This window comes from Rhizobium arsenicireducens, assembly GCF_964021225.1.
In genome coordinates this window covers 2,103,343-2,119,937 of record NZ_CAXHYK020000001.1, presented here as the reverse complement: position 1 = coordinate 2,119,937, position 16,595 = coordinate 2,103,343, and the positions used below count along the sequence as shown (strand labels likewise).

The following is a 16,595-nucleotide window of genomic DNA, read 5'->3' as shown; positions in this document are numbered from 1 at the left end:
TTGTCTTCCGAATCCTCCCTTGAGTGACAGTATATATCGCAGTGCAGCATAAATGAGGCAGGCGCAGGGACGCGATGCAGCCATGCGCAAGACGCATGACCTTCATCGCATCAATGTCACATGTGCCGAAATTTTGGACGATCGGGTCTGAACAGGGTCAGGTCTGGGCGAGGCGCTGCGCAAACAGCTGCAGGTCGCGCCAGGCGAGCGCCTTGCTGGCCGGTGCGGTCAAAAGCTCCTGCGGATGCAGCGTGGCGATCGCCGGAACCGCATGATTGCCGCAGGCGATGTCGCGCCACTGGCCGCGCAGCGCGTGGATCGTGCCTGTCTCGTTGAAGAAGAAGCGGGCGGTCAGATTGCCGAACAGGAGCACGGCCTTGGGCTCGGCCAGCTCGATCTGGCGTTCGATGAACGGCCGGCAGATGGCGACCTCGGGCACAGAGGGCGCGCGGTCGCCGGGCGGACGCCAGGGGATTACCGTTGTGATGAGGATCGCCTCGCGTGTAAGGCCGATGGCGCCGAGCATGCGGTCGAGCAACAGGCCGGCGCGGCCGGAAAAGGCGACACCCTCGCGGTCGTCGTCGGCGCTCGGCATCGGCCCGATCACCATGATGCGGCTTGCCGGATCGCCGGCGGCGAAAATGGTCGAGCGGGCGCTGGTCTTCAGGTTGCAGCCGCCAAAAGCCTCGACGGCGGTCTTCAGTTCGGCCAGCGAGCGGGCGCTTTCGGCGGCAAAGCGCGCCTCGGTGATGGCATGTTCGTCGGGGATGGCCGGCAGCGCCGAGGCCGAAGGGGCACGCGCCGGCGGCGGCGTATCGGGCCTCGTGCGGCCGGGCGACGTCTGCACGGTGGCCGCCTGCGCCATGGCGATTGCGGCCGGGGCGCGAACCTCGCGGGCGGCACGCTGCTCGGCGAACTCGGCGACGCGATCGACAGGCTCGTCCTCCACCAGCCATTCGACGCCGGCATCCGCATGGAAATGCAGAAGGGCGGCCAGTTCGGCGGGCATCATGTCGCGGGCGGAGATCATGGACCCGTTCTAGTGCAGGCATTGGCGGAAGGAAACTGATTCTTGCGGGCGGCCGGAAACGTCGCGGCGGACACCCTCTTCTCCCCGGCGGGGAGAAGGGTCAGGGTGAGGGGCAGCGAAGCGTACGGCAGCCTCCTCTCCCTTGGTGGGAGAGGAGGCGATTTCGGCATCTTGGGCCGAAGGCGCAAGTGCCAGAAATCGCAGGTGAGGGGGGAACGAGGCGACCGCCCCTCTCTCTTTTAATTTCTAACACTTAGCTTCGTTAAGATGGTGAAATTCCATTCTCCCCCACCAAGGGGGAGAGAACCCCTCTGGCCTGCCGGCCATCTCCCCCACAAGGGGGGAGAAGACTCGCGGCCAGACTTCGGTCGCAGCTATCGGGGATCGGCAATAGTCGTCAGGATTGGCAATAGTCACCGGCGATGACTGAGATACGGAAGGCTCGGCGGGTCAAGCCCTCCCCCTTGTGGGGAGGGTTTGGGAGGGGTGGCGACGGCGCCCCCTCACGCCACCCATTGCGCGATGTCGTCGCGTTCGCCGATCAGCGCCAGGCCGTGGGCGATCGAGACGAGTTCGCCGCCGGTCTCGATGCGGCTTGCGTCGAAGCGGTCGGTGAAGATGCGGCGCACTGCCGGCACGAAGGAGGTGCCGCCGGTGAGGAAGACCTTGTCGATTGCGCCCGGCGCCGTGTTGGTCGTGGTCAGAACCTCGTCGAGAGCGCCTTCGATGCGGGCGAGGTCGTCGGCGATCCAGCCTTCGAATTCGGCGCGCTTGACTGTCTTTTCCCCAGCCCGTCCGAGCGGTGAAAAGCGGAATTCCGCCTCGTCGGCCGAGGACAGCGCCATCTTGGTGGCCGAGACCGCCTGGTAGAGCGGATAGCCCTCGTCATGCTCGACCAGATCGATGAAGAGTTCGAGCTTCTCCGGTTCGAGGCTCTGGCGCACCAGCGATTTCAGGTCGGCATATTCGCGCGAGGACTTGAACACCGACAGCTGGTTCCAGCGCGAGAAGCTGGTGTAGTAATTGCTCGGCACGTCGAGCACCTTGTCAAAACTCTTGAACTGGCTGCCCTTGCCGATTTCCGGCGCGACCAGATGCTCGATGATGCGGGCATCGAACTGGTCGCCGGCGATGCCGACGCCGGAATGGCCGACCGGCACGGCGGAAAGCTTGCCGCCGCTCGTTTCGAAGCGGATCAGCGAATAGTCGGTCGTGCCGCCGCCGAAGTCGGCGACCAGCACGGTCGCATCCTGCTTGAGATGCTGGGCGAAGTAGAAGGCCGCCGCCACCGGCTCGTAGACATAGTGGATCTCGGGAAAGCCGAAGCGGGAAAGCGCCGCATTGTAGCGGGTGATGGCCAATTCCGGATCGGGGTTTGCGCCGGCGAAATGCACCGGCCGGCCGGCGACGATGCGTTTCGCCCCCGACGGCCAGCCGTCGCCGGCATAGGCTTCGAGGCGCTTGAGGAAGACCTCCATCAGGTCCTCGAACTGGAAGCGCCGCGCATGGATCAGCGTGCCCTGGAACAGGGCGGAGGCGGCAAAGGTCTTGATCGACTGCAGGAAGCGGCATTCGCCGGGATTGTCGATGAAGGCGCGGATCGCCGCCTGTCCGGCCTCGACCTTCAACGCCCCGGCGCCGAGATTGCGATCCTTCATGAAGGACAGCGCCGTGCGCATGCTGTCGCTTTCCCCGGCCGGAGAGGAGAAGCGGATCGAATGGGTGGTCCGCGCGCTATCAGCCAGCGCCAATACGGTGTTGGTCGTGCCGAAATCAAGCCCCAGCGCCTCAGCCATCGCCGCGCTCCTTCATGGTGTGTCGGTTGTTGAAGCCGGGCAGCGCCCGAAGGTGAACAGGGCGCCGAGTGCGCCCGGATTGGAGAGGGCGCGTAGTGCCACGAAGGGGAGGGGGAAGGCAAGGGGGTGCTACGCCGACCAACCGGCGGCTTGCGCGCGCCTTATCGCGGCGTGCGCCGGGCGAACCAGATGAGGCCAACGCCGACGAGCGCGAGCGCCGCGCCGTAGGCGATCCACGGGCGCTGGTCGATCATGAAGCTGGAGGCGGGATAGGGGAAGTATCCGCTGCCCTGGCCGATCCACACGAGGCCCATCAGCATCGCGAGCGCGCCGAGGATCACGAGGATGCGTCTTGTCATGGCAACTATTCCCCGCAAAGCGCAAAAGACCGCGCGCCGGGCGCGGCCGTGCAAGTTCCAGAATTGGTCAAACCAGGGACGTCAGTTCGCCGTGGGGTGCTCCCGGCGCAGGAACCAGCGCGCGCCAACGAAGACGATCAGGCCGAAGACGGCGACGAGCATGCCGTTGATCGTCCACACACTTTCGTTCGGCATGAAGTCGGTGCCGGGCAGGCGGAACAGGCCGGTGCCGTGGGCCACCCAGGCAATGCCGACAAGCAGTGTCAGGGCCCCGACGACGGTGAATAACTGGCGAATCTGCTCCAATAGTCTCTCCTCCCATGGAACAATTTGTCGCACCACTATAGTCGAGTCCGTGCCGGACGCCAGTAAAATCCCTCTGCCGACTTTGGGGAGGGCGAATATGCGAAAAAACCCCGCGAACACAAAGTGTCGCGGGGTCTCTTCGGGGTTCCGCTACGGTGTGGGGCGATCAGATCGACTTTGCCGCTCCACCGTCGACACGCAGCATTGTGCCTGTGACATAGGAGGCGGGCACGGAGCAGAGGAAGGCCGCTGCCGCGGCGAATTCCTCGACCTTGCCGAGCCGGCCGGCCGGGATCGACTTTAGCGAGGCGGCGCGCACCTCGTCCATCGACTTGCCGGCCTTCGTGGCATTGGCGGCGTCCAGTTCATCGATCCGGTCGGTATGGATGCGGCCGGGGAGAAGCATGTTCGCCGTGACGCCGTAGGAGGCCACCTCTGTCGAAAGCGTCTTGTTCCAGCCGACCAGCGCCGAGCGCAGCGTGTTCGACAAGGCGAGATTGGGGATCGGCTCGAATACGCCGGACGAGGCGACGGTGAGGATGCGGCCGAAGCCTTGCGTCTGCATCAAGGGCAGCAGCGCATTGGTCAGCGTGATGACGCGCACCACCATGGACTGGAAGAAATTGTAGAGCTTTTCCGCCGTCATCTCCTCCGCCGTGCCCGGCGTCGGGCCGCCGGTATTGTTGACCAGGATGTCGATGCCGCCGAGCTTGTGGTGGACGGCGGCCAGCATCGTGTCGACGAAATTCGCGTCGGAGAGATCGGCTTCGACCCAGTCGGCCTTGCCGCGACCGGCCGCGTTGATGGCGTCGGCATTGGCCTTCAGCTTGTCGGCGCTGCGTCCGCAGAGCAGCACATGCACGCCCTCGTCGGACAGCGCCTTGGCGATACCGAGCCCGAGGCCGCGTGACGAGGCGAGCACAAGCGCCCGCTTGCCCGAAATTCCGAAATCCATGTGAGTTCCTTCCCTTGAGACTGTGTTCTGCGTTGGCGCAAACTAGCAAGGGGGGGAGGTGGGCGAAACCCCGCCTGTCATCTGCTGTGATCAAAAAAAGAGAACGGCACTTTCCCCGGATTGAACAAGCCCTTCGGATCGATCGCCTGCTTGATCGTGCGGGCCAGCGCCTGCTTCTCCGGCGAGGCGAAGGTCTCGTAGGCATAACGCTTCTCGACGCCGACGCCGTGTTCGGCGGAAAACGAGCCGCCGGCCTCGCCGATGCCTGAATAGATCGCGTTCTCGACGGCCAGAAGCTCGTCCTGCGGCAGCGGGCCGGGCCTGATCAGCGTCAGGTGCAGGTTTCCGTCGGCAACATGGCCGTAGACATAGGCCTCATATGACGGATCGATCGCCTTCAGCCGGGCGTCGAGGCCGGCGACATAGGCGTCGAGATGGGTGGGCGGCACGGAGATGTCGAAGGAGGGAGCGTGCGGGATCGCCGGGTAGTAGAAGCCGGAATCCTCGCGTATGTCCCAGAATCGGCGCGCCTGGTCGAGCGACTGGGCGATCACGCCGCCCTTGAGGCCGACCGGCTCCCAGAGCGATTCCAGCCCCTGTTCCAGCGCTGCCGTCGCCGCTTCGACCGTTTCCGCGGAGACCTCGATCAGCAGCGCCGCGGCGTCCTCTTCGAGCCAGGAGAGATCGAAGCCCTTGAGCGCTGCGCCGTCGCGGATGTAGCGCGGCCACATCATTTCCGCGCCTTCGAGCGTCACGGAGGAGAGGCTGCGGAAATGCCGGATGACGGCAAGCGCCGAGGCGGCATCGGCCACGCCGAGAAAGGCGGTGGCGCGGGCGGGCCGCTGCGGCTCCAGTTTCAGTACCACCTGGGTGACGAAGCCGAAGGCGCCTTCGCCGCCGATGAACAGATGCTTGAGGTCCGGCCCGGCTGAAACCTTGACCACGCGGGTGAGGTCGGAAAAGACGGCGCCGGACGGCAACACCGCCTCGAGGCCGAGCACCTGGTGGCGCATCACCCCGTTGCGGAAGGCGAGAATGCCGCCGGCATTGGTCGACACCATGCCGCCGATGGTGGCCGAGCCGCGCGAGCCGAGGTCGATGCCGGTGGTGAGCCCATGGGCGGCGATCGCCTGCTGCAGCGTCTCGAGCGGCACGCCGGCCTCCACCTCCACCGTCATTTCGTCGGGATGGATGGCGACGATCCGGTTGAGGCGGGCAGAGGACAGGATCACCTCGCCGGCATGGCTGACATTGCCGCCGACCAGACCGGTCAGGCCGCCCTGCGGCACGATGGAGACGTCGTGCGCGGCGCACCACGAAACCAGCGCCGCTACTGCCTCGGTCGAACCCGGCTGCGCCATCACGCCGCCGGCGAAATTGTCGGCGTGCTCGCCGGGGTGGCGACCGGCAAGATGCGCGGGGCCCAGGATGACGAGCTCGGGGTGAAGGTCGCCAAGGCGTTCCAGCAATTGCTCGGCGCTGAATAGGACTGCTGGTCGGTCGGGCATTCGTTTTCATCCTGTCTGGTCGGCCTTAAACGGCGCGGCGTTCGGCGCATGCGCGCGCCTGCCGGCGGATGTTTAGTCCGCGCCGCCGCCCGGAACAATCGCCAAGACGGGCGCGTTGCGAATTGGCAGCAAGCGGCCGGCCTCTCCCCCCTTCGCGCTGTCCAATGATTGACGTTAACGTAAGCGTTAGATATTCTGTCCGGGAATATCGCCCAGCCTTTATTTCGGGCCACCGCGTGTCGCATCGCGGCTCGACAAGGCGCTTGTGTTTTGACAAGGAAGAAGCTGAAGACTGGGACCCGGCCGAGCGGAGAGAGATGATGAGCGAGCAACACGAACTGCCCGAACGCGAGAGCATGGAATTCGACGTCGTGATCGTCGGCGCCGGTCCTGCCGGTCTGTCGGCGGCGATCCGGTTGAAACAGGTCAATCCGGACCTCACCGTCGTCGTGTTGGAGAAGGGTTCGGAAGTCGGCGCGCACATCCTATCCGGCGCGGTGGTTGATCCCGTAGGCATCGACAAACTGCTGCCCGGCTGGCGCGAGCAGGCGGACCATCCCTTCAAGACAGAAGTGAAGGACGACCGGTTCCTGTTCCTGGGGCCCGCCGGCTCGATCCGTCTGCCCAACATGTTCATGCCGCCGCTGATGAGCAATCATGGCGCCTATATCGTTTCGCTGGGCAATGTCTGTCGGTGGCTCGCCACCCATGCCGAGGCGCTGGGTGTCGAGATCTATCCGGGCTTTGCCGCGACCGAAGTGCTCTACAACGACCAGGGCGCGGTGATCGGCGTCGCCACAGGCGACATGGGCATCGAGAAGAACGGCGAGCCGGGCCCGGCCTATACCCGCGGCATGGAGCTGCTCGGCAAGTATGTGCTGATCGGCGAGGGCGTGCGCGGCTCGCTCGCCAAGCAGCTGATCGCCAGGTTCGACCTGTCGAAGGATCGCGAGCCGCAGAAGTTCGGCATCGGCCTAAAGGAACTCTGGCAGGTCAAGCCCGAGCATCACAAGCCCGGCCTGGTCCAGCACTCCTTCGGCTGGCCGCTCGACATGAAGACCGGGGGCGGCTCCTTCCTTTATCACCTGGAAGACAATCTCGTGGCGGTCGGTTTCGTCGTCCACCTGAACTACAAGAACCCCTATCTCTACCCGTTCGAGGAGTTCCAGCGCTTCAAGACCCATCCGACGATTGCCCCGACCTTCGAAGGGGCCAAGCGCCTGTCCTATGGCGCCCGCGCCATCACCGAAGGCGGCTACCAGTCGGTGCCGAAACTTTCCTTCCCGGGCGGCGCGCTGATCGGCTGTTCCGCCGGCTTCGTCAACGTGCCGCGCATCAAGGGCAGCCACAATGCCGTGCTGTCCGGCATGCTGGCGGCCGACAAGATCGCCGAAGCAATCGCCGCCGGCCGCGCCAATGACGAGCCGGTCGCGATCGAGAACGAATGGCGTTCGACCGATATCGGCACGGACCTGAAGCGCGTGCGCAACGTCAAGCCGCTGTGGTCGAAGCTCGGCACCGCGCTCGGCGTGGGCCTCGGCGGTCTCGACATGTGGACCAACCAGCTGTTCGGCTTGTCCATCTTCGGCACGCTGAAGCACGGCAAGACTGATGCGGCCTCGCTTGAGCCGGCGGCCAAGCACAAGCCGATCGCCTATCCCAAGCCGGATGGCGTCTTGACCTTCGACCGGCTGTCCTCCGTCTTCCTGTCCAACACCAATCACGAGGAGGACCAGCCGGTTCACCTCCACGTCAAGGACATGGACCTGCAGAAACGCTCGGAACTCGGCGTCTATGCCGGTCCCTCGACCCGTTACTGCCCGGCCGGCGTCTATGAATGGGTGGAGAAGGATGGCGAACAGGTCTACGTGATCAACGCGCAGAACTGCGTCCACTGCAAGACCTGCGACATCAAGGACCCCAACCAGAACATCAACTGGGTGCCGCCGCAGGGGGCGGAAGGTCCGGTCTATCCGAACATGTAGCGGTCAGCCTTAGGCCCTTTCAGAGTCAAGCGTAGCGGTCTCCGGTCGGCGGAGGCCGCTTTTTTGTTTGGCAGTCTGTGACCGACGCCATGTTCAGGATGCCGCGCTTTCGCGCAATGAATGTTCACAGTGTTGATACATATAAATTTTAATATATGCTGCTGGGGTAAAGTCGTTTTGCCCCTCGAGGCTTGCCGGACGGTCGGCCGGGATTCTAGGAAATTCAACCATTAGAGGAATATGCACATGGCAGGAAAACTCAAGATGATGGTCGCTCTGTCGTTGACGACAGCGCTTCTGGCGAGCGTCGTTCAGGCACAGCCTTTTGGCTATGGCGCCGGTCCCGGCTGGGGCCGCGGTGGAATGATGATGAATGGTCCTGGCCGCGGTCGCTTCCCGATCATCGATGCCGACGAAAACGGTGTAATCAGCGCTGAAGAAGCGGCCTCGGCGGCAGAAGAGGTTTTCGTCGCCATGGATTCGGACGACAATGGCGAATTGTCGATGGAAGAATACATGACGGTCCGCATGGGCCCGCAGAACGGCTGGAACAAGGAACGCCAGGCCGCTCGGGAGAAGGAAAAGAGCGACAGGTTCGCCACGATGGATGCGGACAAGAACGGCAGTGTTTCGCAGGCCGAGTTCATCGCCAGCAGCAAGGCCCGTTTCGAGGAGGCTGACGCTGACAAGGACGGTAAGGTCACGCCGTGGGAATGGCGCAGCCAGCAGTGGAACTAATCTCCGCGTATAATGGGAACCGGCTGGCCGCCAGGAGGCTGGCCGGGCTCCCGATCCGGCGGCGACGGTCGCGTGGGCCCGATGAACGAGGAAGAAGACGGCAGCCTGTTCCGGCCTCCGTGCTAATGTCTTTCCTCGCTGTGGCTGAACCTCCCGAAATGGAAGACGAGCGGATTGCACGCCGCATGAGGCGTACCGATCTCCAACAATATCGGCTTGAAAATTGGCGGCTAAAGCGGCAGTTTGCGCCCACCCTAGAGGTCAGCTGAAAGATCACCGCGATGCAAGCCGAAACATCCCGCCTTACCTTCGACATGAAGCCAAGTGCCACCCCCTTGCCCGAGCAGGATCGCCTGAAGGCGTTCGAGAACCTCGGTTTCGGCACGCTTTTTTCCGACCACATGGCTGTCATCCGCTGGAGCGAAGGCAAGGGCTGGCACTCGGCTGAAGTGACGGCACGGGCACCGTTCCAGATCGACCCGGCGTCAAGCGTGCTGCACTATGCCCAGGAAATCTTCGAAGGCATGAAAGCCTATCGCACGGGCGATGGCCGCGCTGTGCTGTTCCGCCCGGAGGAAAACGCTCGCCGCTTCAATGAATCGGCCCGCCGCATGGCGATGCCGGAACTGCCAGAGGCCGATTTCCTCGCGGCGGTCGAAAAGCTGGTGAAACTCGATGCCAACTGGATCCCGAGTGCCGAGGGCAGCAGTCTGTATCTGCGCCCCTTCATGTTCGCCAGCGAGACCTTCCTCGGCGTGCGGCCGTCGAAGGAATATATCTTCTGCGTCATCGCGTCGCCCGTGGGTCCCTATTTCAAGGGAGGCGCCAAGCCGGTCAGTATCTGGGTTTCGCAGGACTATACCCGCGCAGCACCCGGCGGTACCGGTGCTGCCAAGTGCGGTGGCAATTATGCGGCAAGCCTGGTCGCCCAGGCAGAAGCCTATGCCAAGGGCTGCGATCAGGTCGTCTTCCTCGATGCCGCCGAGCATAAATGGGTCGAGGAACTGGGCGGCATGAACGTCTTCTTCGTCATGGACGACGGGTCGATCATGACCCCGCCGCTTGGCGGTACGATCCTGCCGGGCATCACCCGCAAATCGCTGATCGCACTCGCCCGCGAGGAGGGCATCACCGTGAACGAGAAGCCCTATTCCTTCGATGAGTGGAAGTCGGACGCGCAAAGCGGCAAGCTGAAGGAGGCCTTTGCCTGCGGCACCGCCGCCGTGGTCGCCGCTATTGGCACCGTCAAGTATCCGGACGGCGAGTTCCAGATCGGCGGTGGCGAGACCGGACTGGTCACGACCCGGCTGCGCGACGCACTGGTCGGCATCCAGCGCGGCCAGAGCAATGACCGCCACGGCTGGATCCACGTCATCGACGGCGTGTGAAACCGCTCCCACGTCAACCGATTCGATGAAAAGGCCTGTCCGCAGCGCGGATGGGCCTTTTCCGTTTCAGGTCCTGGTTAGTTGGCCGCCCGCTGGCCCCATTGCTCGGCCTTCCAGGCGACCACCATCAGCGCGCCGATGACAGTGATATGCTCCATCACGACGTAGAATTCGATTGTCTTGAACGGTTCCTCCATGCTCCAGAAATTGTGGGCGATCGGGATCGTCAGCGCGGTGAAGACGCCGAGCATGCCGGCGCCAAGCCACGTCCAGCGATTAAGGATGATGAGCGCCGAACCGACGAGTTGCACGATTGCCGTAGCAATGGCGAAGGCCGCCGGTGGGTTGAGGCCGAAATGGGCCATCTCTCCTACGGCAGCCTGGAAATCGACCAGCTTGGCGATCCCGCTTGCCCAGAACATGTAGGTCAGCACGATGCGGGCCAGGTAACCGAACCAACTGGTCGCGGTCACAGAAGTAATGACGTTTTTCATAAAGCAATCCCCTGCTATGAGGCCGTGCAGTTTCGTCATTCTTCGAGTAATGGCAAGGGCGAAATCTTGCAGTGGCGGAGCATAGATGGAGACCGGTCCATCCGAAGGGAATGGCGTGAAATGGCTGCGGCAGATGTCAGGTCTGAGACGCAGGTTGGTCTATGATTAACCGCGGCAGCACGCGCTTTAACCGGGCGTTAACCATAAGTTTCTTAGATTTGAGCCATGTGAAAGAACTCCTGGGGGCTTGAGAATGACGATTTCCCGCCGCAGCCTGCTGATTGGCCTGCCGCTGCTACTGGCCGGATGCCAGACCGGCCCGAGCCCGCAGTCGATGTATGATGCGCGGCCAAATGAGCCGCATCCGCTGAAAAAGGTGCCGATCGACAAGATCAAGCCGGAACTGCGCCGCCAGGAGGTCGCCTACGAAACGAGCCAGCCCGCCGGCACGATCGTCGTCGATACGCCGGCCCGCCGCCTCTACTACGTGCTGGGCAACGGCCGGGCGATACGTTACGGCGTCGGCGTCGGTCGCAGCGGCTTGGCACTTGCCGGGGTTGCCCATATCGGTCGCAAGGCGGAATGGCCGAGCTGGACGCCCACAGGGAACATGATTCGCCGTGATCCGCAGCGGAACCTGAAATATGCAGGTGGTGTGCCGGGTGGGATCAACAATCCGCTCGGCGCGCGCGCGCTCTACCTCTATCGTGGCAGCAAGGACACGATGTTCCGCATTCACGGAACCAACCAGCCGTGGTCGATCGGACAGGCCATGTCGTCGGGATGCATCCGCATGATGAACCATGATGTGATCGACCTCTACGACCGCGTAAAGGTCGGGAGCCGGGTTCTGGTGCTGCAGGCCTGACAGCCTGCCAGCGGTCAGCCAGTCGTCAGCGGCCGGCCCGAGGCGAAAGCAGGCCGGTCGACAGTAGCACGCCGGCCCCTGTTACCAGTGTCGCGACGGCCGTCACGATGCCGAGCGGTTCGCCAAGCAGGAGCGCACCGCCGATCGCCGCCGCGACCGGCGTCACGGCGGTATAGGCGGCGGCCTGCGTTCCGCCGAGGCTGCGGACCGCCGTGCCGTAGAGCACAGTGGCCAGCAGGCCCGAGAGCAGGCCTTGCGTCACGAACTGCAAGCCTGTTTCGGCAATTGGCGCGGTAAGCAGATGCGTGCCGAGGAAGGGGATGAGCGCGAGGTTGATGATGGTCGACCAGATGCAGATCAGCGCCCCGCCCTCGAAGGCCGAAAGCCCCGACTTTCGGAAGGCGTGGGTGTAGATCGCCCACAGCGTGGCGCCGGCCGGCAGCACCGTATAGCTTACCCAGGACAGGCGGCCAGATGACAGGTTGTCGACGAGCAGCAAGACGCCACCGGTGAGGATCGCCAGCATGCCAAGCTTGCGCATGCGGTCCGGCCGCTCGCCAAGGAGTGCGACGCCGATCAGCGCTGCCGCAAGCGGCATGACGCCGGGCAAAAGCACGCCGGCGGCGGAGGCAGGCGTTGCCTTCATGCCGAAGGCGACCAGTTGGAAGAACGGCGCGCCTGAGCCGAGCACCATCAGCACCAGGGTCCATTTCGGCGTACCCTTGGGCCAGAGCCCGGTGCGCAGCCAGAAGGGCGCAAGCACCAGGGCGGGCACGCCATAGCGCAGCAGGCTGAGGTCAAGCGCGGAAAGCGAGGTGCCGACACTGTGGCGCGTCGAGATCAGCCAGGCCGCCCAGATCAGCACGACTGACAAGGCAGAGGCGGCGCCGAGGCCGGCTGAAAGCGGTGGTCGGGTGGCGGGGCTGGCGGCAGTCATGAAGCACTCCTGGAGAGACGGCGCCAGTATAGCCTCGGTGTCCGTGGCGTGTCCTTGCCATTTGCGCTTGCCTGATCGTCTCAATTGGCACAAAATTGCGCTGGAGTGCGACAAAGGTTCTGGATATGCCGAAACTCGACAAATTCGATCTTGCCATCCTTGAGGCCCTGCAGGCCGATGCGCGGGCGACCAATGTCGAGATCGCCGAACGGGTCAATCTGTCGCCGTCGCCCTGCCTCCGGCGGATCCGCATGCTGGAGCAGGCCGGCATCATTCGCGGCTATCGGGCCGATATCGACCGACGCACCGTCGGGTTGGAACTGACGGTTTTCGTCGCCTTCAAGGTGGCCCACCACACGCGCGAGCATGCCCATGCCTTCCAGCAGGCCCTTCAGGATCTGCCGGAAGTGGTCGGCTGCTACATGATTTCCGGCCATTCCGATTTTATGGCCGAGGTGGTGGTCGAGAACCTTGGTGCCTATGAGGCACTTTTGACTGACAAGCTGCTGGTCCTGCCGCATGTCACCGACATCCAGTCGAACTTCGCCATCCGCAGCGTCAAGACCGGCGGCCCCCTGAAGCTGCCGTCGGTCAAGGGGTGACGCGGGGCGAACACCGCCTCGTTCCGGCTGTCAGAAGCCTTCGAGCACGATCTTGCCCTTGGTCCGGCCCGATTCGATCAGAGCGTGCGCCTTCTTCAAGTTGGCGGCATTGATGGTGCCGAGCGTTTCGGTGAGCGTCGTGCGGATCTGGCCGCTGTCGACCAGTTCGGCGACGTGGGTCAGCAATTTGTGCTGCTCGATCATGTCGGCGGTCTGGAAGACGGCGCGGGTGAACATCGATTCCCAGTGGATCGACACCGCCTTGCCCTTGAACGGCATGACGTCGAAGCCGCCCTTGATTTCGTCGATGATGCCGAACCGGCCCTGCGGCGCGACGATCGCCAGGAGATCAGCGACATGCAGGTCGCTGCGGGTGACCGAGAAGACGAAGGCCGGTGCGCCGATGTCGAGCGCTGCATATTGTGGTGCGAGCGCGTTGCTGTGGTCGAGCACGTGATGCGCGCCGAGATCCTTGACCCACTGGCTGGTTTCCGGCCGCGACGTGGTGGTGATGATGGTTAGGTTTGTCAGCGCGCGGGCGAGCTGGATCGCCATCGAGCCGACGCCGCCGGCGCCGCCGGTGACGAGTAGCGCGTTGTTGGCGCCGGCCACCTTGTCGTGCACCTTGAGGCGATGGAATAGCATCTCGTAGGCGGTGATCGCGGTGAGCGGAATCGCGGCGGCTTCGGCGAAGCTCAGGCTCTTCGGCTTCAATCCGACAATGCGCTCGTCGACCAGGTGGAATTCGCTGTTGGTGCCGGGACGATTGATGACGCCGGCATAGAAGACCTCGTCGCCGGGCTTGAACAGCGTGACGTTCTCGCCGACCGCCTTGACCACGCCCGAGGCGTCATAGCCGAGAATGCGGTGCTGGCCGGGTTCCGGCTGAGCGGCGGAACGGACCTTTGTATCGACCGGGTTGACCGACACGGCCTTCACCTCGACCAGCAGATCATGGCCCATTGCCTCCGGCATTGGGAGTTCGATATCGACCAGCGAGGTCTCGGCGGCGATGGGTTGGGGGCTCTGGTAGCCGACTGCGCGCATGGAAAGTCTCCGTGAGGGGTTTTTACTGCCGTCAATTGATACGTATATGCGCTTTAGGCAAGAATGCGTAATCTGTGTCCAGGGGAACAGCCTGCGACGCAAGGCATGCTGAGAGCAGGCCAAGCAAGGACAGCGCCGCCGCAGGAAATATCCGGCTTATGGGTGCTGGTTGATTTGCCGTCCGCGCACGGCGCCGCTTGGTTTCCCTTATGCCGATCCAGATTCCCGCGGTGGAAGACGAAACCAATCCCAGGGTGCCGCGTTAATATGGGCTTCTCGCACACGAGGGTTCCCGCCGGACGGTGGGCCGGAAAGGATCCATGAGACTCAAAGCGGTTTTCAATCGGGACGGCGGCACGTTCAAGACCACCGACATGGACGCCTATTGCGCCCGTGCAGAGGAGATCTTCCGAGCGGCGGGTCACGACATATCCTTCTCCGTCGTGGCCGGGAGTGATTTGGTCGAGCGGCTGGAGGCGTCAGCGCATGAAGAGGGTATCGATGCGCTGATCGCCGGTGGCGGCGACGGCACAATCTCGGCTGCCGCCGGCATTGCCTGGAAGGCCGGTGTTCCCCTCGGTGTTATTCCTGCCGGCACGATGAACCTCTTTGCCCGTTCGCTGAAGCTGCCGCTAGACATCTATGCCGTTCTTGAAACCCTGGCTGAGGGCCGGGTTCAGGCGGTCGATATTGCAACCGTCAACGACCGTCCCTTCGTCCACCAGTTTTCCGCCGGTTTGCACGCCCGCATGGTGCGCATGCGCAATGCCATGGATTTTGCCTCGCGTCTCGGCAAGGTGCGCGCAAGCACGCGCGCGGCTTTGAGCGTGATGCTGCGGCCGTCGCACTTCGAGGTAATCTTCGATATCGACCGGGACGGGCGAAACGACCGCCGGCTGGTCTCGGCGATTTCCGTCTCAAACAATCCGTTCGGGGAAAACCCGCTGTTCTTTGCCGATGATCTGACCACCGGGAGACTCGGCGTCTATCTGGCGGACCCGCTGAAGCCGGTCGGCGTAGCAAAACTCGCCTATGACATTCTGCGTGGCAAGCTGAAGGACAATGAAGCGGTCAGCGCCACGACCGCCGGGCGCGTGCGCTTGCACTTCCCCAAGCGCCGCCACGGCGCGCTCTGCGTCGTCGACGGGGAACTCTTGCGCATGCCGCGCGATGTGGACATCCGTCTCCATCCCCGTGGACTCAAGGTTCTGGTCCCTGCTGCGGTGTCGTCCAGCCGTTGGAAAGATAAGGCACCTGCGCAGCGGTGTTCAATCGTCAGATAGCTGCGGGTCTGTTCCCTTCAGCATTGTCGATCTCCTTGAACAAGACGGTCTGGTCGATGAGATAACGGGCAAAGATCGGCAAGCTGGCGCCGCCGACGGCGCGGGCCTGGGCGCCCACCGCGCCCTCGATGATGTCGGGAAAGACGATGCCCTGGAGGTCGAGCTTCCCGATCTCCTCGATGGTGGCGGCCACGAGGCGTTCCCGGACCCATTCCGGGAAGCCTCCGTCGATGATGGCGGCCGAAAAATCGATGATCGAACTGGCGGCAATGATCGCCTGGGCAAGAGCTGCGGCACAGTCGCGGATCCAGATGTCCAGCGGCTCGCCGAAGTCGATCCAGTCCTTGGCATCGTACCACAGTGGCTGCGGATCGATGCCGCGCTCACGCAGCAGTCGTTCGAGTACGAAGATCGAGGCGATCTCCAACAATTGCCGCGTCTCGCCATGCTTGTTCCGTACCGGCAGCGGGCCGATTGCGCCGGCGGTTCCCGTGCGGCCGACGAAGACCGTCGAATTGAGCACGATGCCGCCGCCGATGAAGGAGCCGACATAGAAATAGACGAAGTCCGGATAGCGCGGCCCGACGCCGAACACCAGTTCCGCCCCGCAGGCGCTGGTGGCGTCGTTTTGCAGGTAGACGGGATAGGGCAGGCGGCTTGCCACCTCAGCCTGAAGATCGAAGCCGCGCCAGGCCTCCATCGCACCTTCCGGCGCGCCGACCTCGCGCGCCCAGTTCCACAGCTCGAAGGGCGCGGCAATGCCGACGCCGGCGATGGCACTGCGCTGCGAGGCTGAGAGCTGGTGCTGCAGTTCGCCGATCCCCGAGACGACGAAATCGAGGATTTCGGCCGGATTGGGATAGGGATAGGTGAGGTGACGGTTGAGGCGGATCGTGCCGACGAAGTCCATCAGGATGAGATCGGCGCTGCGTCGCCCGATCTTGACGCCGAAGGAGAGCACGGCGTCCGGGTTCAGATGCATCGGCACCGAGGGTTGGCCGACGCGTCCGCGTACCGGCTTGCCGCGGATCAGCAGGTCGTCCTTTTCCAGCGCCCGCATGATGACCGAGACGGTCTGGGCCGAAAGGCCGGTCAGCCTGGCGATCTCGGCCTTGGACACGCCGCTGTTGCGGCGGACATGGGATAGTACGAGCCGTTCGTTATAGGCGCGGACGCGCACCTGATTGGCGCCGCCGGCAGCAGGCGTGGAAGGCGATTGCTCGCTTGACCCACTTTGGATTTCCGACAATGCCATGGTCGCTCCTCCCTCGGTCGCTCCCCGCTGCCTTGTAGAATATG

Annotated in this window: 16 protein-coding genes; 6 read left to right on the top strand and 10 right to left on the bottom strand. The window is 63.7% G+C overall.

Annotated elements, in window-relative coordinates; all coding sequences use genetic code 11:
• Positions 1 to 157: 157 nt before the first annotated feature.
• The 6 genes from ACWPVA_RS10505 to ACWPVA_RS10480 all read right to left on the bottom strand — a co-directional run bounded on the left by ACWPVA_RS10505 (position 158) and on the right by ACWPVA_RS10480 (position 5,954).
• Positions 158 to 1,030, bottom strand: a complete 873-nt coding sequence (locus tag ACWPVA_RS10505) for a uracil-DNA glycosylase (RefSeq protein ID WP_454287631.1) — start codon at positions 1,028 to 1,030, stop codon at positions 158 to 160.
• Between the two features lie 503 nt (positions 1,031 to 1,533).
• Positions 1,534 to 2,826, bottom strand: coding sequence for an Hsp70 family protein (locus ACWPVA_RS10500; RefSeq protein WP_454287630.1), 1,293 nt, complete (start codon positions 2,824 to 2,826; stop codon positions 1,534 to 1,536).
• A gap of 161 nt (positions 2,827 to 2,987) precedes the next feature.
• The gene (locus ACWPVA_RS10495; protein WP_454287629.1) at positions 2,988 to 3,185 is read right to left on the bottom strand and encodes a hypothetical protein; all 198 of its coding nucleotides are present in this window, start codon (positions 3,183 to 3,185) and stop codon (positions 2,988 to 2,990) included.
• A gap of 81 nt (positions 3,186 to 3,266) precedes the next feature.
• Entirely contained in the window at positions 3,267 to 3,491 is a 225-nt protein-coding gene (locus ACWPVA_RS10490; protein WP_454287628.1) for a hypothetical protein, read from the bottom strand.
• Between the two features lie 166 nt (positions 3,492 to 3,657).
• Positions 3,658 to 4,446 carry an SDR family oxidoreductase gene (locus ACWPVA_RS10485; protein ID WP_454287627.1) on the bottom strand — a complete coding sequence of 263 codons (789 nt, stop codon included), beginning with the start codon at positions 4,444 to 4,446 and terminating at the stop codon, positions 3,658 to 3,660.
• 77 nt (positions 4,447 to 4,523) lie between these two features.
• Positions 4,524 to 5,954: an FAD-binding oxidoreductase gene (locus tag ACWPVA_RS10480; protein ID WP_454287626.1), complete on the bottom strand. Its 1,431-nt coding sequence runs from the start codon at positions 5,952 to 5,954 to the stop codon at positions 4,524 to 4,526.
• A gap of 320 nt (positions 5,955 to 6,274) precedes the next feature.
• On the opposite strand from ACWPVA_RS10480, the gene ACWPVA_RS10475 reads away from it, so the two are divergent.
• The 3 genes from ACWPVA_RS10475 to ACWPVA_RS10465 all read left to right on the top strand — a co-directional run bounded on the left by ACWPVA_RS10475 (position 6,275) and on the right by ACWPVA_RS10465 (position 10,065).
• Complete coding sequence (locus ACWPVA_RS10475) at positions 6,275 to 7,939, top strand: electron transfer flavoprotein-ubiquinone oxidoreductase (protein WP_454287625.1); 1,665 nt, start codon at positions 6,275 to 6,277, stop codon at positions 7,937 to 7,939.
• A gap of 246 nt (positions 7,940 to 8,185) precedes the next feature.
• Complete coding sequence (locus ACWPVA_RS10470) at positions 8,186 to 8,677, top strand: EF-hand domain-containing protein (RefSeq protein WP_454287624.1); 492 nt, start codon at positions 8,186 to 8,188, stop codon at positions 8,675 to 8,677.
• Between the two features lie 281 nt (positions 8,678 to 8,958).
• Positions 8,959 to 10,065 carry a branched-chain amino acid aminotransferase gene (locus tag ACWPVA_RS10465; protein ID WP_454287623.1) on the top strand — a complete coding sequence of 369 codons (1,107 nt, stop codon included), beginning with the start codon at positions 8,959 to 8,961 and terminating at the stop codon, positions 10,063 to 10,065.
• 77 nt (positions 10,066 to 10,142) lie between these two features.
• On the opposite strand, the gene ACWPVA_RS10460 is transcribed toward ACWPVA_RS10465, so the two are convergent.
• Positions 10,143 to 10,559: a DoxX family protein gene (locus tag ACWPVA_RS10460; protein ID WP_454287622.1), complete on the bottom strand. Its 417-nt coding sequence runs from the start codon at positions 10,557 to 10,559 to the stop codon at positions 10,143 to 10,145.
• Between the two features lie 253 nt (positions 10,560 to 10,812).
• Here ACWPVA_RS10460 and ACWPVA_RS10455 point away from each other — a divergent pair, with 253 nt between their 5' ends.
• Entirely contained in the window at positions 10,813 to 11,427 is a 615-nt protein-coding gene (locus tag ACWPVA_RS10455; RefSeq protein WP_454287621.1) for a L,D-transpeptidase, read from the top strand.
• Between the two features lie 25 nt (positions 11,428 to 11,452).
• Here the strand turns inward: ACWPVA_RS10455 and ACWPVA_RS10450 are convergent, their stop codons facing one another.
• The gene (locus tag ACWPVA_RS10450; protein ID WP_454287620.1) at positions 11,453 to 12,364 is read right to left on the bottom strand and encodes a DMT family transporter; all 912 of its coding nucleotides are present in this window, start codon (positions 12,362 to 12,364) and stop codon (positions 11,453 to 11,455) included.
• Between the two features lie 125 nt (positions 12,365 to 12,489).
• Here ACWPVA_RS10450 and ACWPVA_RS10445 point away from each other — a divergent pair, with 125 nt between their 5' ends.
• Positions 12,490 to 12,966 carry an Lrp/AsnC family transcriptional regulator gene (locus ACWPVA_RS10445; RefSeq protein ID WP_454287619.1) on the top strand — a complete coding sequence of 159 codons (477 nt, stop codon included), beginning with the start codon at positions 12,490 to 12,492 and terminating at the stop codon, positions 12,964 to 12,966.
• Between the two features lie 30 nt (positions 12,967 to 12,996).
• Here ACWPVA_RS10445 and ACWPVA_RS10440 read toward each other — a convergent pair whose 3' ends face one another.
• The gene (locus ACWPVA_RS10440) at positions 12,997 to 14,013 is read right to left on the bottom strand and encodes a zinc-binding alcohol dehydrogenase family protein (RefSeq protein WP_454287618.1); all 1,017 of its coding nucleotides are present in this window, start codon (positions 14,011 to 14,013) and stop codon (positions 12,997 to 12,999) included.
• Between the two features lie 320 nt (positions 14,014 to 14,333).
• Here ACWPVA_RS10440 and ACWPVA_RS10435 point away from each other — a divergent pair, with 320 nt between their 5' ends.
• On the top strand, positions 14,334 to 15,296 hold the full coding sequence (locus ACWPVA_RS10435) for a diacylglycerol/lipid kinase family protein (protein WP_454287617.1): 963 nt from the start codon (positions 14,334 to 14,336) through the stop codon (positions 15,294 to 15,296).
• On the opposite strand, the gene ACWPVA_RS10430 is transcribed toward ACWPVA_RS10435, so the two are convergent.
• Complete coding sequence (locus ACWPVA_RS10430) at positions 15,289 to 16,551, bottom strand: ROK family transcriptional regulator (RefSeq protein ID WP_454287616.1); 1,263 nt, start codon at positions 16,549 to 16,551, stop codon at positions 15,289 to 15,291. The genes ACWPVA_RS10435 and ACWPVA_RS10430 overlap by 8 nt on opposite strands.
• Positions 16,552 to 16,595 lie beyond the last annotated feature (44 nt).